This is a genomic window from Microbacterium sp. (assembly GCF_031180975.1).
Lineage (GTDB): Bacteria > Actinomycetota > Actinomycetes > Actinomycetales > Microbacteriaceae > Microbacterium.
The window spans coordinates 166,981-187,139 of record NZ_JAPSLI010000002.1 but is presented as its reverse complement, the minus strand read 5'-3'; the positions used below and the strand labels follow the sequence as shown (position 1 = coordinate 187,139).

Genomic DNA, 20,159 nt, shown 5'->3' with positions numbered 1-20,159 from the left:
TCGCCGACCGCATGCCGGCGCCCCTCATCCGTAGAACTGCTGCTCGAACACGCGGCGTGCCCGCCGGGTGACCCGCAGATAATCCTCGTCCAGCGCGATGGCCGATCGGTCGGGATAGCCGAGCAGCCGCCCGACGCCGTCCAGCTCGCGGATGTCGGTCGGCAGCGCATCCCTGGTCTGCCCGGTGAGCAGCGTCATCGCGGATCGGAGCCGGCTGGACAGCACCCACGCCTCCCGGAGCAGTTCCGCCGCCTCTGCGGGAATCAGCCCGGCGTCCACCGCGGCCGTCAGCGCGCGCAGAGTGGAGGTGGTGCGCAGCTCGGGGATGCGGAACCCGTGTTGCAGTTGCAGCACCTGCACCATCCACTCCACGTCGCTGAGGGTCCCCGGCCCCAGCTTCAGATGCCGGCGCGGGTCCACGCCCTGTGGCAGCCGCTCGCCCTCCACCCGCGCCTTGATCCGCTTGATCTCCCGCACATCCTGCGGCGAGACGTCCTGCGGGTAGCGCACGCTGTCGGCCAGTTCCATGAAGCGCGCGATCAGTTTCGCACTCCCGGCGACGCCGCGCGCACGCAGCAGCGCCTGCGCCTCCCACGACAGCGACCAGCGTCGGTAGTACTCGGCGTAGGCGTCGATCGTGCGCACGATCGGACCGTTGCGCCCCTCCGGCCGCAGGTCCGCGTCGAGGTCCAGGGGCACGCGGTGGTCCGCGAGATGCTCCCGCAGCCCCGCGACGATGTCCTGCGCCAGCCGCTGCGCCCGCTGCGGCTCCACGCCGTTGGGGTCGTACACGAACAGCACGTCCGCGTCCGAGCCGAAGCCGAGCTCCGCACCGCCGAACCGCCCCATGCCGATGATGGAGAAGTCGAGCGCGTCGTCCTGGGCCGGGACCACCTCGCGACGGACCGCCCGCAGAGCCGCCTGGATGGTCGCCTCGGTGATCTCGGTCAGCGCCTGCGCGACCTCCTCGATGCCGATGCTGCCCAGCACCGCGCCCATCGCCGTGCGCAGCAACTCCCGGCGCCGCAGCGCCCGGACCGCCCGCAACGCCGGCTTCGTCGTCGCATGCCGCGTCTGGATCGCGCGCGCCTCCTCGTCCAGCGCCGCCCAGCCGCGCGGGCGGAGAGCCTCGGCGCTGTCCAGCCAGGCGACCGACTCCGGGGTCCACTCCATCAGCTCGCCCACGTACCGTGAGCTCGACAGCAGCAGGGTCAGGCGCTCCGCTGCCCCGGACGAGTCGCGCAGCATGCGCAGGAACCAGTGCGTGTCGCCGAGTCGTTCACTGATCCGGCGGAACGCGACCAGACCGTAGTCCGGGTCGGTGCCGTCGGCGAACCAGCGCAGCATCACCGGCATCAGATGCCGCTGGATGGTCGCCTTGCGGCTGATCCCCGATGTGAGAGCGGCGATGTGGCGCAGCGCTCCGCCCGGGTCCCGGAAGCCGATCGCGGCGAGCCGCTCCCCCGCCTGCGCCGTCGACAGGGTGCGCTCCTCCGCGGGCAGGGACGCGACGGCGGTGAGCAGCGGGCGGTAGAACAGCCGCACGTGCTGCTCGCGCACCTCGCGCCGGACGCCCTCCCACACCTCACGGATGCCGGTGGCGCTGTCGGCCAGGCCGGTGGCGCGTGCCAGCAGACGCAGGCCGTCGTCGTCGCGCGGCACGAGGTGCGTGCGCTGCAGGTCGCGCAGTTGCAGCCTGTGCTCGATGAGACGCAGGATGCGGTACTGCTCGGCGAACGACGCCGACTCGACGCGCCCGATGTACCCGCCCTCGACGAGGGCGTCCAGGGACTCCAGGGTGCCGCGTGTGCGCAGGCTGGGGTCGCTCAAGCCGTGCACGAGCTGCAGCAGCTGCACCGTGAACTCGATGTCGCGCAGGCCGCCGGGGCCGAGCTTCAGCTGGTAGGCGACGTCCTCCGGCGGGATGTGATCGGTGACCCGTTCCCGCATCCGCTGCACACTGCCGACGAAGTCCTCGCGCGCCGCGCTCGACCACACCTTCGGCTGTACGGCGGCGATGTATTCGGCGCCGAGCTCCGGATCGCCGGCCAGTGCTCGCGCCTTCAGCAGTGCCTGGAACTCCCAGCTCTTCGCCCAGCGGTCGTAGTAGGCCAGGTGCGAGCCGAGGGAGCGCACCAGGGGGCCCTGCTTGCCCTCGGGCCGGAGCGCGGCGTCGACCTCCCACAGCGGCGGCTCTGACTCCACGCCGGACAGGGCGCGCATCGTCTCGCGGGCCAGCCGGGTGGCGATGTCCACGGCCCGCGCCTCACCGACGATCTCCTCGTCCGCGGTGCCGGCGACGAAGATCACGTCGACATCGCTGACGTAGTTCAGCTCACGCGCCCCCGCCTTGCCCATCCCGATGACCGCCAGCCGGGTGGCGGCGATCTCGGCCGCCGACGCCTGCCGTCCATCCGTTGCGAGCTCCGCCCTGGCGATCGCGAGCGCCCCTTCGAGCGCCGCGGCCGCAGCATCCGCAAGGGCGGCCGACACCGCGGCGACCGCCGCGACGGCATCCGGCGCGGCGAGGTCGGCAGCGGCGATCTCGGCGAGGCAGCGGCGGTATTCGATGCGCAGCGCCACCCGGGCCGCGTCACCGGCGCTGCCGAACCCGTCGCGCTCATCGACCGCGGCCAGCATCCGGGCGCGGAGCTCGTCGGGGCCAGGCAGCTCGGTGCGGCGCAACCCGTCGGTCGTGAAGGCGCTCGGTCGGCGGACGAAGAAGGCCGCCAGCCCGGGCGAAGCGCCCAGCAGTCGCCACGCGGCGGTGCGCGTCTCGGCGTCCCGCAGCACACGCGTCACGATCTCGGCGTCGCGCCGGGCGATGCGCAGCAGACCGGTCGCGGCCGCATCGGGGTCGGCAGCGTCCAGCCCGTCGACCAGCTCGACACGGTCGAGACCGGTCAATTCGGCGAGCTCGGTGAGCGCGGCGGACGCCGCCGAAAGCTCGACGAAGCCGAGCCGAGCCAGCGCCGACAGCGACACTGATGCGTCAGGGCGCGCCATGGCCGCGTCTCAGAGCAGTCCGAGGTTGTTCTCGAGCTCGAACGGCGTCACCTGACCGCGGTACGCCTCCCACTCCTTGCGCTTGTTGAGCAGCACGTAGTTGAAGACCTGCTCGCCCAGCGTCTCCGCCACCAGCTCTGACTCCTGCATGTACTCGAGGGCGTGGTCCAGGCTGGCCGGCAGCGGGGCGTACCCCAGCGCACGTCGTTCCGCGTCGCTGAGGGACCACACGTTGTCCTCCGCCTCGGGCGGGAGTTCGTACTCCTCCTCGATGCCCTTGAGCCCGGCGGCGAGCATCAGCGCGTAGGCGAGATACGGGTTGCACGCCGAATCCAGGGCACGGTACTCGACGCGTGTCGACTGGCCCTTGTTGGGCTTGTACATCGGCACGCGCACCAGGGCGGAGCGGTTGTTGTGCCCCCACGTGACGAAGCTCGGCGCCTCGTCGCCGCCCCAGAGTCGCTTGTACGAGTTGACGAACTGGTTCGTGACCGCGGCGATCTCGTTGGCATGCCGCAGCAGGCCGGCGATGAAGCGGCGGCCGGTCTGCGACAGCTGGTACTTGGCCCCCGCCTCGTAGAACGCGTTGGTGTCGCCCTCGAACAGCGACATGTGGGTGTGCATGCCACTGCCGGGGTGGTTGCTGAGCGGCTTCGGCATGAACGTGGCGTACACGCCCTCCGCGATGGCGACCTCCTTCACCACGGTGCGGAACGTCATGATGTTGTCGGCGGTGGTCAGAGCGTCGGCGTAGCGCAGGTCGATCTCGTTCTGCCCGGGGCCGCCCTCGTGGTGGCTGTACTCCACCGAGATGCCGAGGTCCTCCAGCATCCGCACCGAACTGCGGCGGAAGTCGTGCGCGGTGCCGCCGGGGACGTTGTCGAAGTAGCCGGCCGAGTCGACCGGCACGGGGCCCTCCGGCCCGAACGACGACGACTTCAGCAGGTAGAACTCGATCTCGGGGTGCGTGTAGAAGGTGAACCCGGCGTCGGCGGCCTTCGCGAGCGCGCGGCGCAGCACGTTGCGCGGGTCGGACACGGCCGGCCGCCCGTCCGGCGTGGTCAGGTCGCAGAACATCCGCGCAGTGGGATCCACCTCACCGCGCCACGGCAGGATCTGGAATGTGGTCGGGTCGGGCTGCGCCAGCAGGTCGGATTCGAAGGTGCGGGTGAGGCCTTCGATGGCGGAGCCGTCGAACCCGATCCCCTCGGCGAAGGCGCCCTCGACCTCGGCCGGGGCGATCGCCACCGACTTCAGCGTGCCGATGACGTCGGTGAACCAGAGGCGCACGAACTTCACGCCGCGCTCCTCGATCGTGCGGAGCACGAAGTCGCGCTGCTTGTCCACGCTCACCTGTCGCCCTCGGCCTTGCGGCCCCAGCCGTCCTCTGCCGCCTCTTCCTCGGCCCACGCCCGGGAGCGCTCACGGAGGGTCTCCGGCGCCCGGGCCGCCTCCTCGGCCGTGTCGAACGGACCGACGCGATCGACGGCGGCGGACTGCATGCCGAACTCGACCTCTCCGGTGCTGAGGTTGTACCAGTACTTCTCGTCGCCGTCGGACATGCCAGCTCCTTCGTCGGGATCTCGTCACGATCCTAATCCCGCGCGTGGACGTCGCTAGGCTAATCGCCATGGCACAGGCAATCGGCGTCGACATCGGCGGCACGGGCATCAAGGCAGGAATCGTCAACCTCGCGCACGGCACGCTCGACTCCGAGCGCGTTCGCGTCCCCACGCCGCAGGGTGCGCGTCCCGCGGACGTGCTCGAGACGGTCCGAGAGGTGCTGCAGGTACTCGGCGTGGCCGACTCGCAGCTGCCGCTCGGCGTCGCGTTCCCCGCGATCGTCAAGCGCGGCCGCACCCTGTCCGCCGCGAACATCGCGAAGGACTGGATCGGCTTCGAGGCGGAGAAGTTCTTCGAGGACGGCCTGGGCCGCCACATCAGCTTCGTGAACGACGCGGATGCCGCCGGCGTGGCGGAGGCGCGACACGGCGCAGCGCGCGACGCCAGGGGCCTGACCATCATGACCACGCTCGGCACCGGGATCGGCTCGGCCTTCCTGTACGACGGCGTCCTCATCCCGAACACCGAGCTCGGCCACCTCAAGCGTGACGGCGAATCGATCGAGCGCTGGACGGCTTACTCGGCGATGGAGCGCGAGCAGCTCTCATGGGTGGACTGGTCCGCGCGCCTGCAGGAGTTCTACAGCCACGTCGAGTTCCTGTTCAGCCCCGACCTGTTCGTCGTCGGCGGCGGCGTCTCCAAGCACCCCGAGAAGTTCCTGCCGCTGCTGGAGCTGAACACCCCGATCGTCGCGGCCGTGCACCGCAACTCGTCCGGGATCATCGGCGCCGCCTCTCTCGCGGCCGACATCTGACCCGACACGTACGCGCAAATGCCCGGATCCGAGCGGATCCGGGCATTCGTGTTGAGGAGCGAGCGGGCCGGCCTGTACGCCGGGTTCTGTTCCGGGGCGCGAGCCCCTTCGACGGCCATCTCTCTCGGCGACACGTTGCCGTGCCGCTCCAGCGACCTACCCGAGGACTCGGCGGGCCGCGTCATCATCCTCTGTCTGGTCTTGCTCCGGGCGAGGTTTACCTGGCGGGACGCGTCACCGCGCCCCCCGGTGGTCTCTTACACCACCCTTTCACCCTTACCGGACCGGAGTCCGGCGGTCTTCTCTCTGTGGCACTGTCTCGCGGATCACTCCGGGTGGGTGTTACCCACCGCCCTGCCCTGCGGAGCCCGGACGTTCCTCGGTGCGGTGAACCGCAACGCGACCGTCCGGCCGACCCGCTCGCATGCCCAGTCTACGCGGACTTGCCCGCGTGATCACTGGTGCGCAGGTCGAGCGGGATGTCCACGGGGAAGCCGGGGAACAGCCGCGCCGTGGCCGCATCGGCCGCCTGCCGCACGGCATCCGCCACGGCCTCGGCCTGCTCGCGCGGGCAGTGCACGATCACCTCGTCGTGCAGGAAGAACGCCAGGTGCGCCCTGGTCGAGAACACCGGCCCCGAGGCGGTGGCGGGGACGGATGCCGGGGGCAACGCACTCAGCCGGTGGCGGATCTCCGCCAGCCACAGCAGCGCCCACTCGGCGGCGGTGCCCTGCACGACGAAGTTGCGGGTGAAGCGGCCTCGATCCCGCGCCCGGCTGCGTGCGCGGGACTCGTCCGCACCGCCGGCGCCCGGGTCGCTGGCACGCGACTGGGTGCTCTGCCAGCCGGCATCCGGTCGGGGCGAGCTGCGCCCGAGCAGGGTGCTCACCACGCCGCCGTCCTCCCCCGTCCTCGCCGCCGCGTCGACCAGGCCCATCGCGCGGGGGAACACCGCGCGCAGCCGCGGTACGAGGCGTCCGCTCTCACCGGTGGTCGCCCCGTACATCGCGCCGAGCACGGCGTACTTCGCCTCGTCGCGCGTGGCGACCGCACCGGAGCGGACCACGCCCTCGTAGAGGTCTGCGCCGCGCGCGGCATCCGCCATGGCGGTGTCCTGCGACATCGCGGCGAGCACACGCGGCTCGAGCTGGGCGACATCCGCGCCGACCAGCGTCCAGTCCGGATCGGCGCGCACCGCCTCCCGCAGCTGCCGCGGGATCTGCAACGCTCCCCCACCCGACGACGCCCACCGGCCGGTCACGACGCCACCGGTGAGGTACACCGGCCGGAACCGGTCGTCGTGCACCCACTCGTCGAGCCATGCCCAGCCGTTCGCGGTGAACAGCCTGGCCAGCTTCTTGTACTGCAGCAGCGGCGCGACGACCGGGTGCTCGACGCGCGACAGCTCCCAGCGCGATGTGGACTCCACGAACACGCCGGCGCGGTGCAGAGTGCGCAGCAGCCGAGGCGGGCTGTCGGGGTTGACGCTCTCGTCGTCCAAGAGGCGCGCGATCTCGGTTGCGAGGCGCGCCATGATCGCCGGCCGTCCACCTCGCAGCGGCCGCGGGCCGAGCTGCTCGTCGAGGATCCGCTCGTGGACGGCTCTGCTCCACGGCAGACCGGCGGCCGTCATCTCCTCCGCGACCAGTGCGCCCGTCGACTCCGCCGCGCACAGCAAGGCGAGCCGGCCGTCGGCAGCGCGCGCGAGGGCCTGCTGCTGACGCACCCACTCCGCCCGCACCTCCTCGAACGACTCCGCAGTGCTGCTGTCGTCGCCGGATACCTCGAACAGGCCCGGCGCCGCGGTCGCTGCCACGGGGTCCTCCCGCAACCAGAGAGCGGATGCCGCCAGCGGCGGCTCCAGTGCTGCTGTGTCGCGCAGGATCGCATGACACAGCAGCAGGTCGTGGGCGCGACGCAGGCGCACACCCGCCGCGAGCAGCGGCGGGTAGAACGAGCGGAGGCTCCGCACGGTCCAGCGCGGTGCGTGCTCGACCTCCAGCTGGCGCACCCGGGCGACGAGAGCGGCATGCGTGACGCGCACCGGTGCGGACGGCGTGCCATCGGTGACGAGCGACAGGAGCCAGTCGCCGGCGTCCGCACGGCCGACGAGCACGACGGCCGGAGACGCGGAGTTCACGTCCTCAGGTGTACCAGCGGGTTCGGACGTCGCGCGTCACAGCCCGGACTCGTCGGTCCGGACGAGGATGCAGCCGCACTCCGGGCAGGAGACGATGTCGTCGTCGGCCGCGCGGCGGATGGCGGTGATGTCGGTGCCGGCGAGCACCATCTGGCAGCCCTCGCAGACTCCGCGGCGGAGCAGACCGACGCCCACGCCGCGCTGCGCGCGGCGCTCGTACTCGGCGAGCAGTGCGTCGTCCACGGACCGCGCGAGCGCGTCGCGGTCCCGGCCCAGCTGCTCGACCTGGGTCGCGGCGGCGGCCATGTCGGCCTTGGCCTGCGCGGTCAGCTGCACGCCCTCGGCGTTGGTCTGGTCGATGAGCGCCTGCTGCGCGTCGACGGCGGCCTGCGCCTCCTCGACCCTGCCCATCACGTCGAGCTCGGCGTCCTCGAGGGTGCTCAGTCGGCGCTCCAGGCTGACGATCTCGTTCTCGAGGGCTTGAGCCTGCTTGGAGTCGGTCGCGGCGGCGAGCCGCTGCGCGTCACGGTCGCGGCGCTCCTCGGCCAGGGCGACGTCGGACTCGAGTCGCTTCAGTTCGGCCTTGGCGTCCTCGAGCTTTCCGGTCAGCTGCGTCAGTTCGCGCAGCTGCTCCTGGCGCAGTCCGGACAGCTCGTTGATGCGGGCGCCCTGTGGCGGCTTCGTCCGGGCGGTCTCCGCCTGCCGGATCCGCCGGTCGAGGTCGGCGATGTCGAGCAGGGTGCGCTGGTTCTCCGGGCTGGCTTTCACGTCTCAAACCTACCCGCAGCGAGCGAGGCCGTCGCCACTTGTGAGCGACGTGCCGAGCGAGCAAGGGTTGCAGGCGCCCGCGCCGATCACCCGCAGCGCTCAGCGCTGGACGCCCGCCTCCCCGTCCACGTACAACCAGGTCCGGTCCTCGCGCACGAAGCGGCTCCGCTCGCGCAGGACACCCCGCCCCTCGGCATCCCGATGCACCGCGGCGAACTCGACGATCCCGTCGCGGTCGAACGGGCCGCCGCCCACCACATCGAGGATGTCCAGCCGCACCCACCGCACCTCCTCGTCGAGGTCGAGCCGGGCAGGCCTCGTCGACGGGTGCCACGTGCGCAGCAGGTGCGCGGCGTCGCCGATGGCGAAAGCGGTGAACCGGGAGCGCATGAGGCGCACAGCGGTGGGCGCCACGCCCGTCGCGAGCACGGGGGCGCAGCAGGAGCCGAACACGTCCCCGCTCGTGCACGGGCAGCGGTCGACGTCGGCGGGGGCGGGAACCGGAGACATGCAGCAATGCTCTCAGGCCCGCTGACCGACGCGGTGATCGTCCTAGGCTGGCTGGGACGCGAGACAGAAGGAGAGCACATGACCGACGCCCCGATGTTCACCGCCCACAACGGCTTTCGGCTCCCCGCGGTGGGACTGGGCACCTACGGCCTGCGCGGTGACGCCGGCGCGGATGCCGTGACGGCCGCCATCGACGCCGGCTATCGCCTCGTCGACACGGCGTTCAACTACGAGAACGAGGGAGTGGTGGGCGCGGGTGTCGCCGCCGCATCCGTCGACCGGTCGGAGATCATCGTCACCACGAAGCTGCCTGGTCGCCACCACGCCGCCGCGAAGGCTCGCACCAGCATCGAGGAGAGCCGTCGCCGCCTCGGTCTGGACGCCACCGATCTGCACCTGATCCACTGGCCGAACCCGAGCGTCGGCCGGTACGTCGAGGCGTGGTCGGCTCTGGTCGACGCGCAGCAGCGCGGCACCGTGCGTCAGATCGGCGTGTCCAACTTCCTGCCTGAGCACCTCGAGCGCGTCGAGTCGGAGACAGGCGTGCGCCCGGTGGTGAACCAGATCGAGGTGCATCCGTACTTCCCGCAGACGGAGGCGCTCGCGTTGCACGCCGAGCGCGGCATCCTCACCGTGGCGTGGAGCCCGCTCGGGCGCGCGAAGGAGCTGCTGCAGGAGCCGGTCATCCTCGAGGTCGCGGCCGCGCACGGCATCACCCCGGCACAGGCGGTTCTCGCGTGGCACGTCGCCCGCGGCACCGTGGCGATCCCGAAGGCCGCGTCGCTCGACCACCAGCGCTCGAACCTCGCGGCCGCCCAGGTGGCGCTCGACGACGCCGAGGTCGAGGCGATCACGGCCCTGGGCCGAGCCGACGGGCGACTGTTCGACGCGGACCCCGCCACGCACGAGGAGATGTGACCCGGGCTCGGACATCCCGCGCTCGTATACTTGCCGGGATGTCCGAGCACACCGAATCCCTCCCGTCCGCGGCTCCCGTGCGCCGTGCGGTCGATCGCCGCGGCGTCGACATCTCGCGCGCGCTCGACCGGCACGACCGCCGGATCGGATGGATGGACCTGCTGCGCGGACTGTCGATCCTGCTGGTGATCCTGCACCACAGCACGCAGATCGTCGACTACCGGATCGGCGAGGTGCCCGCGTTCTTCGAATTCCTCAGCGCGTTCTTCGCTCCGTACCGGATGCCGATGCTGATGTTCCTGTCAGGGCTGCTGGTGGCCGGTTCGCTGAAGACGCCCACCGGCCCGTACATCTGGGGGAAGGTCCGACGGATCCTCTGGCCGATCGTGGTGTGGACGCTCGTGTACGCGGCATCCGAGCGCATCGTCGGGCAGGGCGACTACATGCCGTGGGAGCTCGGGTTCTGGAACACCTACCTCTGGTTCATGCAGTTCATCTTCGCGTACTACCTCCTCGCGCTGCTGATCCGGTGGATCCCCGCCTGGGTGATGGTCGCGGTGCCGTTCGTCGTGATGTTCCTCATCCCGGCGGAGCTCGAGCTGCTGCAGCGGTTCTTCTACCTGATGCCGTTCTTCTTCCTCGGCGCCTTCATCGAGAAGCACTGGGACCAGTACGCCCGGTTGCTGAGCGTGCCGCTCGCCGCAGTGCTCTCGGTGATCCCGCTCGGCGTGGCGCTGTACTCCGGATTCGTGGACGCCCTCTGGTACGAGCCGTGGTCGGCGCTGCCCGCCATTCTGGGCATCCTCATCCTGGTCCGGCTCACCGCGGTCGTGCCCGACGCCGGATGGCTGGCGCCGGTGCGCTTCGTCGGCAGGTACTCGCTGATCTACTACGTCGCGCATTACCCGGTGTTCGCCGCCCTCGGCTGGCTGGCGATGAAGGCCGGCATCACGACCCCGGGCATCGGCCTGGTGGTGATCTTCACCGCGACCGTCGCGATCTCGACGGGGTTCGCCCTGCTCGGGCGACGGATGCCGGTCAAGCTGCTCTTCGAGCTGCCGAAGCGGCCGTGGCCGGCGCGGAGGACTCAGCCCGAGCGCCGGTAGTGCATCGCCACCACGCCGCTGCCGAGCGGGTGCGCTGAGATCAGGTCCAGCCGCCGGGTGCTGGGCAGACCGCGCTGGTACAGCGTCGGGCCGTGACCGGCGATCCTGGGGTGGACGAGGAACCGGTACTCGTCGATCAGGTCCAGGCGATCCAGCTCGACCGCGAGGCTGCCGCTGCCGAGCAGCACCCCCGTCGGCGTGGCGTCCTTGAGCTGCTGCACGCTCGTGCGCAGGTCCCGGGCGAGGTGGTGGCTGTTGCTCCACGGGTAGTCGGAGCGGGTGGACGACGCGACGTACTTCGGCTTGGCCTCCAGCTTGACCGCCCATTCACGCAGCGCCGCAGGCGCGTCCTGCTCACCCCGCGCGATCGGCGGCCAGGAGTTCTCCATCAGCTCGTAGGTGACCCGGCCCCAGAGCATCGCACCGGACCTGTCCATCAGGTCGGTGAAGTAGGCGTGCGTCTCGTCGTCGGCGATGCCCTCCCGGTGGTCGACGCAGCCGTCCAAGGTCACGTTGATGCTGAAGGTCAGCAGTCCCATGGCGCGAGTCTACGGAGAAGCCGACCTTCGGTCACCCCATAGGCTGGTCGCCGAGCGCCGGTACGTCGAGAGGTAGTCGTGAGCATTCCCCTGATCCAGATCGATGCGTTCGCCGAGGTGCTGTTCGAAGGCAATCCCGCTGCGGTGATGCCGCTGGATCGGTGGCTTCCGGACGAGGTCCTCCAGCGCCTGGCACTGGAGAACAACCTCTCGGAGACCGCGTTCCTGGTCGAGCGCGTGGCGGACGACGCGCCCGACTCGTCCCGGCCCGCCTACGATCTGCGCTGGTTCACCCCCGCGACCGAGGTGGACCTGTGCGGGCACGCCACGCTGGCCGCCTCGTCGTACCTGTTCGACGACGTGCATCCCGACGTCGACGCCCTCCAGTTCTCCACCCGCAGCGGGTGGCTGAGCGTCAGCCGATCGGCGGACGGTCTGCTGACCATGGACTTGCCGACCGAGACGCCGGCGCCGGTCGACGTGGATCCGTCGATCGCGCGTGCGCTCGGCGCCGAGGTGCTCGAGGCGCATCGCGCGACAGACCTGATCTACACGGTGGCGGACGCCGAGACGGTTCGCGCTCTCACCCCGGACCTGACGTTCCTGGCGTCGCTGCCGGTGCGCGGGATCGCCGTCACCGCGCCCGGTGACGGCACGGAGTTCGACTTCGTGTCGCGCTGGTTCGGGGCTCAGGCCGGCGTCCCCGAGGATCCGGTGACCGGGTCCTCGCACTGCCAGCTGGCCCCGCTGTGGGCACAGCGGCTGGGCACGCACGAGATGACCGCGCGACAGATGTCGCCGCGGGGCGGGACGGTGGCGATCCGGCTGCAGGGCGATCGCGTCCTGCTGTCCGGACGGTGCGTGCGGTATCTGGAGGGTTCGGTCACGCTGCCGCTGTGACGGGTGGAGGGTGGGCCCTGCCGGGATCGAACCGACGACCTACGGTGTGTAAAACCGTTGCTCTACCAGCTGAGCTAAAGGCCCTGACCGGCCCAGTCTACCCCGCGTCGGATGCGCGCCTCGTCCGCCGGGAGGGATAGGCTGAGCACAGCGCGCGTTGTGCCGAGCCGACAAGGCTCCCCCGCGACGCATCCCGTTTCCTTGGCACGACCTGCCAGTAAGACGAAAGGCTCCACCGTGACCGTTCACGATCAGGATCCATACTCCCAGGGCCCCCTCGACAGCGATCCGGACGAGACCGGCGAGTGGCAGCAGTCGCTCGACGAGCTGGTGGAGGCCAAGGGCCACGGGCGCGGCCGCGAGATCATGCTCAGCCTGCTCAAGCGCTCCAAGGAGCTGCACCTGGGCGTGCCGATGGTCCCGACCACGGACTACATCAACACGATCGCCCCCGAGAACGAGCCGGACTTCCCCGGTGACGAGGAGATCGAGCGGCGCTACCGCGCATGGATCCGCTGGAACGCCGCGGTCACCGTGCACCGTGCGCAGCGCCCCGGCATCGGCGTCGGCGGCCACATCTCCACCTACGCGTCCTCGGCGTCGCTGTACGAGGTCGGCTTCAACCACTTCTTCCGCGGCGCCGACCACCCGGGCGGCGGCGACCAGATCTTCATCCAGGGCCACGCCTCCCCCGGCATCTACGCCCGCTCCTTCCTCGAGGGGCGCCTCACCGAGCAGCACCTCGACGGCTTCCGTCAGGAGAAATCGCAGGCACCGTTCGGCATCCCGTCCTACCCGCACCCGCGGCTCATGCCGGAGTACTGGCAGTTCCCGACCGTGTCGATGGGGCTCGGTCCCATCAACGCGATCTACCAGGCGATGTCGAACAAGTACCTCGCCAACCGTGGCATCAAGGACGTCTCCGACTCGCACGTGTGGGCGTTCCTCGGCGACGGCGAGATGGACGAGGTCGAGTCCCGCGGTCAGCTCCAGGTCGCGGCGAACGAAGGCCTGGACAACCTCACCTTCGTGATCAACTGCAACCTGCAGCGCCTGGACGGTCCTGTCCGCGGCAACGGCAAGATCATCCAGGAGCTGGAGTCGTTCTTCCGCGGTGCCGGCTGGAACGTCATCAAGGTGGTGTGGGGTCGGGAGTGGGACGACCTGCTCGCCCGCGACACCGACGGCGCGCTGCTGAACATCATGAACTCCACGCCCGACGGCGACTACCAGACCTACAAGGCGGAGTCCGGCGCGTACGTGCGCGAGCACTTCTTCGGCAAGGACGAGCGGGCAGCCGCGCTGGTCAAGGACTACACCGACGACCAGATCTGGCACCTGCGACGCGGCGGCCACGACTACCGCAAGGTGTACGCCGCATACAAGGCCGCGATGGAGCACAAGGGCCAGCCCACCGTCATCCTCGCCAAGACCGTGAAGGGCTACGGTCTCGGACCGCACTTCGAGGGCCGCAACGCGACCCACCAGATGAAGAAGATGACGCTGGAGAACCTCAAGACCTTCCGCGACACCATGCACATCCCGATCACGGATGCGCAGCTCGAGGAGAACCCGTACCTGCCGCCGTACTACAACCCCGGTCCGCAGGACGAGACGATCCAGTACATGCTCGAGCGCCGCCGCACCCTGGGCGGGTTCATCCCCGAGCGCCGTGCCACGCACGTGCCGATCTCGCTTCCCGACGACTCCGCGTACGCCCTGCCGAAGAAGGGCTCGGGCACGCAGGAGGTCGCCACCACGATGGCGTTCGTGCGTCTGCTCAAGGACCTGCTGCGCTCGAAGGACTTCGGTCACCGGATCGTGCCGATCATCCCGGACGAGGCGCGCACGTTCGGCATGGACGCGTACTTCCCGACGGCGAAGATCTACAACCCGAACGGGCAGCACTACACGTCGGTGGACCGCGAGCTGCTGCTGGCGTACAAGGAGAGCCCGCAGGGCCAGATCGTGCACGTCGGCATCAACGAGGCGGGCGCTCTCGCGGCGTTCACCGCCGCCGGCACGTCGTACGCCACGCACGGCGAGCCGCTCATCCCGATCTACATCTTCTACTCGATGTTCGGATTCCAGCGCACCGGCGACGCCCAGTGGGCGGCGGGCGACCAGATGGCACGCGGATTCATCATCGGCGCGACCGCCGGCCGCACCACCCTGACCGGTGAGGGCCTGCAGCACGCCGACGGCCACTCGCACCTGCTCGCGGCGACGAACCCGGCGACGGTGTCGTACGACCCGGCGTACGGGTACGAGATCGCGCACATCGTCCGCTCCGGTCTTGAGCGGATGTACGGCGGCGAGCACGAAGACCCGAACGTGATGTACTACATCACCGTCTACAACGAGCCGCTCGTCCAGCCCGCTGAGCCGGAGGGGGTCGACGTGGACGGAATCGTCCGCGGGATCCACCGCATCTCGCAGGGCGAGGGCGACGGCCCCCGCACCCAGCTGTTCGCCTCGGGCGTCGGCGTGCCGTGGGCGCTGGAGGCGCAGCAGCTGCTGAAGGACGACTGGGGCGTCGTGGCCGACGTGTGGTCGGTCACGTCGTGGACCGAGCTGCGCCGCGACGGTGTGGCCGTCGACCAGCACAACTTCCTGCACCCCGACGAGGAGCCGCGCACGGCGTACCTCACCCAGAGGCTGCAGGGTGCCGAAGGCCCGGTGATCGGCGTCAGCGACTTCATGCACGCCGTGCAGGACCAGATCCGTCCCTGGGTTCCGCAGCCGTACTACACGCTGGGCGCCGACGACTTCGGCTTCTCGGACACGCGCGCCGCGGCCCGCCGGTTCTTCAAGATCGACGGCCCCTCGATCGTGGTGCGCGCCCTCCAGGCGCTGGCCGCGGAGGGCAAGGTCGACCGCTCCGCCGTGGGACAGGCCATCGAGAAGTACCGCCTGTTCGACGTGAACGCCGGCACGAGCGGGAACGCCGGCGGCGAGAGCTGACCTTCGTGACCGGTTCCTCACAGCCGGCCATGGACAAGGCCGCCACGCTCGCCTGGCTGCGCCGGATCTCCGGCGACATCGCCACGGTGACGATCAAGCGGCTGGAGGACACCCTCCCCTGGTATGCCGACATGCCACCGGCCCGACGCTCCGCCGTCGGGCTGGTGGCCCAGGCCGGCATCACCTCGTTCATCCAGTGGTACGACGACCCGAACTCCACCCCGTGGATCGCGGCGGACATCTTCGCGGCCGCGCCGCGTGAGCTGCTGCGCAGCGTCAGCCTGCAGCAGACCCTGCAGCTGATCCGGGTGACCGTCGAGGTCACCGAGGAGCGCGTCGCGGGCAAGGGCGAGCATCTGCGCGAAGCGATCCTGCTCTACTCACGCGACGTCGCATTCGCGGCCGCCGACGTGTACGCGCGCGCGGCCGAGGCGCGGGGACTGTGGGATGCCAGGCTGGAGGCGCTCGTCGTCGACTCGATCCTCACGGGTGAGGCGGACGAGGAGCTGCCCAGCCGGATCGCAGCGCTGGGCTGGCACGGCCACGGCGAGGTGTGCGTCATCGTCGGGACCACTCCCCCGCAGTTCGACGTGGACCAGGTCCGCCGCACTGCGCGGAAGCTGTCGGTGGACGTGCTGATCGGTGTGCAGGGCTCCCGGCTCGTTCTCGTCATCGGCCGCGCACGAGTGCCCGGCAAGGAGAACGAGGGCGAGGATCTGCCGTTCGAGGAGATCGCGAACCGCCTGGAGCCCTCGTTCGGTCCCGGTTACGTCGTGCTCGGCCCGCCGGTCGCCGCGCTCGTGGACGCCGGGCAGAGCGCCCGCGCCGCCCTCGCCGGGTTCGCCGTGGCGCGGGCTTGGCGTGGCGCGCCTCGGCCGGTGCAGGCGGACGATCTGCTCCCCGAGCGGGCGTTGGCCGGCGACGCACTCGCGAAGCAGACGCTGATCGAGCGGATCTACCGACCGCTGCAGGCGCACTCGCCCGACCTGGTCGCCACGCTGTGGAGCTACCTCGACAACGGCCGCTCGCTGGAAGCCACCGCGCGCGAGCTGTTCGTGCACCCCAACACCGTCCGCTACCGGCTCAAGCGCGTCAGCGAGGTCATCGGCTGGGACGCCACCGGTCCGCGGGAGGCCCTGATCCTGCAGACCGCCCTCATCCTCGGCTCCATCGGCACCACCGAACCGGTGCGCCGTCGTCCGCTCGCCCGGCGCCGCTGACCACGAGCAGCGCCTGTGTGCGCCACGCACAAGCGAAATCGAGATTCTTGTGATGGATCATCCACCGGATCGCACCGATCGTTGGCAGACTGGGAAGGTGATCGTCGTCGCCTGCCCCGGACAGGGCTCTCAGACCCCCGGATTCCTCGCACCCTGGCTCGAACTCGACGGCGTCGCCGACCGTCTCGGCGCTTACTCGGAGGCCGCCGAGGTCGACTTGATCGCGCACGGCACCGAATCGGATGCCGACACGATCCGCGACACCCGCATCGCACAGCCGCTCATCGTCGCCGCCTCTCTCGTCACCCTCGCCGCGCTCGAATCGCGCGCCGGGCGGCGCGCCGACGGCATCGCCGGTCACTCGGTCGGTGAGCTCGCCGCCGCCGCCGGAGCCGGGGTGATCAGCGACGCCGACGCCATGCGGCTGGTCGGCATCCGCGGCCGCGCGATGGCGGATGCCGCCGCCGCGGCGGAGACCGGCATGAGCGCGGTTCTCGGCGGCGACCAGGAGGCCGTCGAGGCGCGCCTGGCGGAACTCGGCCTCAGCCCCGCCAACTACAACGGCGGCGGACAGATCGTCGCCGCGGGCGCCATGCCGGCTCTCGCCGCTCTCGCCGAGGAGCCGCTGCGCGGCACCCGGGTGGTACCGCTGCAGGTCGCGGGGGCGTTCCACACCGAGTACATGTCCTCGGCGGTGGAAACCCTGCGCGACGCGGTCGCCGGCGTTCCGGCATCCGATCCGCAGGTGACGCTCTGGACGAACCGCGACGGCTCCGTCGTCACCGACGGCCGCACCGCCCTCGACCACATCGTCGACCAGGTGTCCTCCCCGGTGCGGTGGGACCTGTGCATGGCGTCGTTCGCCGACCGCGGCATCACCGGCCTGATCGAACTGGCGCCCGCCGGCGCTCTCACCGGCCTGGCCAAGCGCGGCCTGCGCGGCGTTCCCGCCGTCGCGGTGAAGACCCCTGATGACCTCGACGCAGCCGTGGCGCTGCTGAACGGAGACGCCAAGTGACGACGCTGAAGCAGGCCACCGGTCCCGCGTACACGCGCATCTACTCCGTCGGCGCCGCCCGCGGCGAGAACGCGGTCCCGAACGACGACCTGGTCGGCCCGATCGACTCCAGCGACGAGTGGATCCGTCAGCGCACCGGCATCATCACCCGCGCGAGGGCCAGGCCCGAGACCGACGTCATCTCCCTCTCGACGGATGCCGCACGCGAGGCCATCGAGCGCTCCGGCGTCCCGGCCGACCAGATCGACTTGGTGATCGTCGCCACCGTCAGCAACCCCAAGCAGACGCCGTCGGTGTCGGCGATCGTCGCCGACCGCATCGGTGCGAACCCGGCTGCCGCCTACGACTCGAACGCCGCCTGCGCCGGCTACGCCTACGCAATCGCCCAGGCCGACGCGCTCATCCGCGCCGGTGCGGCGCACTACGCCGTCGTGATCGGCGCTGAGAAGCTCTCCGACATCGTCGACCCCACCGACCGCAGCATCTCGTTCCTGCTCGGCGACGGGGCGGGCGCCGTGGTGATCGGCCCCAGCGACACGCCGGGCATCTCGGCGACCGTGTGGGGCTCGGACGGCTCGAAGGCCGACCTGGTCGGGATGAACCACACCCTGACCGAGTTTCGCGACGGCGTCGCGCCGTGGCCGACGCTGCGCCAGGAGGGCCCCCGCGTGTTCCGCTGGGCGGTCTGGGAGATGGCGAAGGTCGCACGCGAGGCGCTCGAGCGCGCCGGCGTCCAGGCATCCGACATCGCCGCCTTCATCCCCCACCAGGCGAACCTGCGCATCGTGGAGGAGTTCGCGAAGCAGTTGGAGCTTCCCGAGACGACGGTCATCGCGCGCGACATCGAGACCACCGGCAACACCTCGGCCGCTTCGATCCCGCTGGCGACCCACCGCCTGCTCGAGGAGCACCCCGAGCTCAGCGGCGGCCTCGCCCTGCAGATCGGCTTCGGCGCCGGCCTCGTGTTCGGCGCGCAGGTCGTCGTCCTTCCCTGAGCAGCGCCCGCCGTTCCCTAGACTGTTCACCGGTCCCGAAACCACCCCCGAGAAAGAGGAAAACATGGCTCTCACCCACGACGAGGTCCTCGCCGGCCTTGCCGAGCTGGTCACCGACGAGACGGGCATCGACGCGTCCGAGGTCGCGATGGAGAAGTCGTTCACCGACGACCTCGACATCGACTCGATCTCGATGATGACGATCGTCGTCAACGCCGAGGAGAAGTTCGGCGTCACCATCCCCGACGACGAGGTCAAGAACCTGAAGACCGTCGCCGACGCCGTCAACTTCATCGTCGCCGGCCAGGAGTAAGACCCCGCAGGATGCCACCCCCGCTCGTCGGGGCGTGGCATCCTCCTTATCCGTTCCCTCCCTCCACGAAGGACCCCCATGACCAAGCGCATCGTCGTCACCGGTATCGGCGCCACCTCCGCACTGGGCGGAACGGCCCCGGAGAACTGGGAGAACCTGCTCGCCGGCAAGCCCGGCGCTCGTACGCTGACGCACGAGTGGGTCGAGAAGTACCAGATCCCCGTCACGTTCGCCGCCGAGGCGTCGGTGCGCCCCGAGGAGGTCCTGCCGCGGCACGAGGCCAAGCGCCTCGACCCGTCGACGCAGTTCGCGCTCATCGCGGCCCGTGAGGCATGGGAGGACGCCGGGACCCCCGAGGTCGCCCCGGAGCGACTCGGAGTGGATTGGGCCACCGGTATCGGCGGCGTCTGGACCCTGCTGGACGCGTGGGACACCCTGCGCGAGAAGGGCCCGCGCCGGGTCATGCCACTGACCGTGCCCATGCTCATGCCGAACGCCGGTGCGGGAAACCTGTCGCTGCACTTCAACGCCAAGGCGTACGCCCGCACTGTGGTGAGCGCTTGCGCGTCGAGCACGGAGTCGATCGCGAACGCGTACGAGCACCTGCAGGACGGTCTCGCCGACGTGGTCATCGCGGGCGGCGCCGAGTCGGCGATCCACCCCATCACGATGGCATCCTTCGCGTCCGCTCAGGCGCTGTCTCGCCGCAACGACGACCCCGAAGGCGCATCTCGCCCCGGTGCGATCGACCGCGACGGGTTCGTCATGGGTGAAGGCGGCGCGGCCCTCGTGCTGGAGACCGAGGAGCACGCCAAGGCACGCGGCGCCAAGATCTACGCGTATCTGGTCGGAGGCGGCGTGACCGCCGACTCGTACCACATCACCGGCAACGACCCTGAGGGTGCCGGCGCGGCCCGCGCCGTCGAGCAGGCGCTGGAGCAGGCGGGCGCCAGCGCCGACGAGGTGACCCACATCAACGCGCACGCGACATCGACGCCGGTCGGCGATCCCAACGAATACGAGGCGCTGAAGCGCGTCTTCGGAGAGCGGATCGACGACATCCCGGTGTCGGCCACCAAGGCCTCCACAGGCCACCTGCTCGGCGGCACCGGCGCTCTCGAGGCCGTGTTCACCGTGCTGGCGTTGCGCGACCGTGTCGCCCCGCCGACGATCAACATGACCGAGCCCGACCCGGCCGTGCCGTTCAAACTGTCCGGCGAGCCGCAGCCGTTGGGCGACGGTCCCCAGCTCGCGATCAGCAACTCGTTCGGCTTCGGCGGTCACAACGCCGTCGTGGCCTTCCGGAACGCCTGACCGCCGGAGACATGGACGGAGCCCCCGCTTCCCCGCGGGGGCTCCTGCCATATGCGGAGGATTCGCCTTCT

Annotated in this window: 17 protein-coding genes, 1 tRNA gene and 1 other RNA gene; 10 read left to right on the top strand and 9 right to left on the bottom strand. The window is 70.5% G+C overall.

The annotated features are described in order from the left end of the window. Window positions 1-24: 24 nt before the first annotated feature. The 3 genes from RIF65_RS03875 to RIF65_RS03865 are packed head-to-tail and all read right to left on the bottom strand — an operon-like array spanning window position 25 to window position 4,568. Complete coding sequence (locus RIF65_RS03875) at window positions 25-3,006, bottom strand: bifunctional [glutamine synthetase] adenylyltransferase/[glutamine synthetase]-adenylyl-L-tyrosine phosphorylase (protein WP_309064349.1); 2,982 nt, start codon at window positions 3,004-3,006, stop codon at window positions 25-27. Between the two features lie 9 nt (window positions 3,007-3,015). After that, complete coding sequence (gene glnA, locus RIF65_RS03870) at window positions 3,016-4,353, bottom strand: type I glutamate--ammonia ligase (RefSeq protein WP_309064499.1); 1,338 nt, start codon at window positions 4,351-4,353, stop codon at window positions 3,016-3,018. Between the two features lie 2 nt (window positions 4,354-4,355). Beyond that, window positions 4,356-4,568 carry an SPOR domain-containing protein gene (locus RIF65_RS03865; protein ID WP_309064350.1) on the bottom strand — a complete coding sequence of 71 codons (213 nt, stop codon included), beginning with the start codon at window positions 4,566-4,568 and terminating at the stop codon, window positions 4,356-4,358. Between the two features lie 68 nt (window positions 4,569-4,636). On the opposite strand from RIF65_RS03865, the gene ppgK reads away from it, so the two are divergent. Continuing rightward, complete coding sequence (gene ppgK, locus RIF65_RS03860; RefSeq protein WP_309064351.1) at window positions 4,637-5,383, top strand: polyphosphate--glucose phosphotransferase; 747 nt, start codon at window positions 4,637-4,639, stop codon at window positions 5,381-5,383. Window positions 5,384-5,442: 59 nt separating this feature from the next. On the opposite strand, the gene rnpB is transcribed toward ppgK, so the two are convergent. From rnpB to RIF65_RS03840, 4 genes are all read right to left on the bottom strand, one after another. Further along, window positions 5,443-5,802, bottom strand: an RNA gene (rnpB, locus tag RIF65_RS03855) — RNase P RNA component class A. Window positions 5,803-5,816: 14 nt separating this feature from the next. Further along, window positions 5,817-7,523 (bottom strand): bifunctional 3'-5' exonuclease/DNA polymerase, encoded by a 1,707-nt coding sequence (locus tag RIF65_RS03850; RefSeq protein ID WP_309064352.1) that lies wholly within the window; start codon window positions 7,521-7,523, stop codon window positions 5,817-5,819. 36 nt (window positions 7,524-7,559) lie between these two features. After that, window positions 7,560-8,291 carry a zinc ribbon domain-containing protein gene (locus RIF65_RS03845; protein WP_309064353.1) on the bottom strand — a complete coding sequence of 244 codons (732 nt, stop codon included), beginning with the start codon at window positions 8,289-8,291 and terminating at the stop codon, window positions 7,560-7,562. A 99-nt stretch (window positions 8,292-8,390) separates the two neighbouring features. Next, window positions 8,391-8,801 (bottom strand): YchJ family protein, encoded by a 411-nt coding sequence (locus tag RIF65_RS03840; protein ID WP_309064354.1) that lies wholly within the window; start codon window positions 8,799-8,801, stop codon window positions 8,391-8,393. A gap of 78 nt (window positions 8,802-8,879) precedes the next feature. Here RIF65_RS03840 and RIF65_RS03835 point away from each other — a divergent pair, with 78 nt between their 5' ends. Continuing rightward, entirely contained in the window at window positions 8,880-9,719 is an 840-nt protein-coding gene (locus RIF65_RS03835; protein WP_309064355.1) for an aldo/keto reductase, read from the top strand. 38 nt (window positions 9,720-9,757) lie between these two features. Further along, on the top strand, window positions 9,758-10,825 hold the full coding sequence (locus RIF65_RS03830; RefSeq protein ID WP_309064356.1) for an acyltransferase: 1,068 nt from the start codon (window positions 9,758-9,760) through the stop codon (window positions 10,823-10,825). On the opposite strand, the gene RIF65_RS03825 is transcribed toward RIF65_RS03830, so the two are convergent. Then, window positions 10,807-11,364 carry a dihydrofolate reductase family protein gene (locus tag RIF65_RS03825; protein ID WP_309064357.1) on the bottom strand — a complete coding sequence of 186 codons (558 nt, stop codon included), beginning with the start codon at window positions 11,362-11,364 and terminating at the stop codon, window positions 10,807-10,809. The genes RIF65_RS03830 and RIF65_RS03825 overlap by 19 nt on opposite strands. A gap of 78 nt (window positions 11,365-11,442) precedes the next feature. On the opposite strand from RIF65_RS03825, the gene RIF65_RS03820 reads away from it, so the two are divergent. Beyond that, window positions 11,443-12,264, top strand: a complete 822-nt coding sequence (locus tag RIF65_RS03820) for a PhzF family phenazine biosynthesis protein (protein WP_309064358.1) — start codon at window positions 11,443-11,445, stop codon at window positions 12,262-12,264. A gap of 11 nt (window positions 12,265-12,275) precedes the next feature. On the opposite strand, the gene RIF65_RS03815 is transcribed toward RIF65_RS03820, so the two are convergent. Further along, window positions 12,276-12,348, bottom strand: a tRNA-Val gene (locus tag RIF65_RS03815). 153 nt (window positions 12,349-12,501) lie between these two features. On the opposite strand from RIF65_RS03815, the gene aceE reads away from it, so the two are divergent. The 6 genes from aceE (at window position 12,502) to RIF65_RS03785 (ending at window position 20,088) form a co-directional block, all read left to right on the top strand. Further along, a complete protein-coding gene (aceE, locus tag RIF65_RS03810; RefSeq protein WP_309064359.1) occupies window positions 12,502-15,228 on the top strand; it encodes a pyruvate dehydrogenase (acetyl-transferring), homodimeric type in 2,727 nt (908 codons plus the stop codon). Between the two features lie 29 nt (window positions 15,229-15,257). Further along, the gene (locus tag RIF65_RS03805) at window positions 15,258-16,448 is read left to right on the top strand and encodes a PucR family transcriptional regulator (RefSeq protein ID WP_309064500.1); all 1,191 of its coding nucleotides are present in this window, start codon (window positions 15,258-15,260) and stop codon (window positions 16,446-16,448) included. Window positions 16,449-16,545: 97 nt separating this feature from the next. Beyond that, the gene (locus RIF65_RS03800; protein WP_309064360.1) at window positions 16,546-17,466 is read left to right on the top strand and encodes an ACP S-malonyltransferase; all 921 of its coding nucleotides are present in this window, start codon (window positions 16,546-16,548) and stop codon (window positions 17,464-17,466) included. Continuing rightward, complete coding sequence (locus tag RIF65_RS03795; protein WP_309064361.1) at window positions 17,463-18,461, top strand: beta-ketoacyl-ACP synthase III; 999 nt, start codon at window positions 17,463-17,465, stop codon at window positions 18,459-18,461. The genes RIF65_RS03800 and RIF65_RS03795 overlap by 4 nt, the downstream gene beginning before the upstream one ends. Window positions 18,462-18,525: 64 nt before the next feature. Then, on the top strand, window positions 18,526-18,774 hold the full coding sequence (locus RIF65_RS03790; protein ID WP_309064362.1) for an acyl carrier protein: 249 nt from the start codon (window positions 18,526-18,528) through the stop codon (window positions 18,772-18,774). A 78-nt stretch (window positions 18,775-18,852) separates the two neighbouring features. Beyond that, complete coding sequence (locus tag RIF65_RS03785) at window positions 18,853-20,088, top strand: beta-ketoacyl-[acyl-carrier-protein] synthase family protein (protein WP_309064363.1); 1,236 nt, start codon at window positions 18,853-18,855, stop codon at window positions 20,086-20,088. Window positions 20,089-20,159 lie beyond the last annotated feature (71 nt).

Bases quoted from the DNA above. Each gene is read 5' to 3' on its own strand.
- RIF65_RS03875 (WP_309064349.1), bottom strand. From the start codon at position 3,006: ATGGCGCGCCCTGACGCATCAGTGTCGCTGTCGGCGCTGGCTCGGCTC.
- RIF65_RS03865 (WP_309064350.1), bottom strand. From the start codon at position 4,568: ATGTCCGACGGCGACGAGAAGTACTGGTACAACCTCAGCACCGGAGAG.
- ppgK (WP_309064351.1), top strand. From the start codon at position 4,637: ATGGCACAGGCAATCGGCGTCGACATCGGCGGCACGGGCATCAAGGCA.
- RIF65_RS03840 (WP_309064354.1), bottom strand. From the start codon at position 8,801: ATGTCTCCGGTTCCCGCCCCCGCCGACGTCGACCGCTGCCCGTGCACG.
- RIF65_RS03835 (WP_309064355.1), top strand. From the start codon at position 8,880: ATGACCGACGCCCCGATGTTCACCGCCCACAACGGCTTTCGGCTCCCC.
- RIF65_RS03830 (WP_309064356.1), top strand. From the start codon at position 9,758: ATGTCCGAGCACACCGAATCCCTCCCGTCCGCGGCTCCCGTGCGCCGT.
- RIF65_RS03825 (WP_309064357.1), bottom strand. From the start codon at position 11,364: ATGGGACTGCTGACCTTCAGCATCAACGTGACCTTGGACGGCTGCGTC.
- RIF65_RS03805 (WP_309064500.1), top strand. From the start codon at position 15,258: ATGGACAAGGCCGCCACGCTCGCCTGGCTGCGCCGGATCTCCGGCGAC.
- RIF65_RS03790 (WP_309064362.1), top strand. From the start codon at position 18,526: ATGGCTCTCACCCACGACGAGGTCCTCGCCGGCCTTGCCGAGCTGGTC.
- RIF65_RS03785 (WP_309064363.1), top strand. From the start codon at position 18,853: ATGACCAAGCGCATCGTCGTCACCGGTATCGGCGCCACCTCCGCACTG.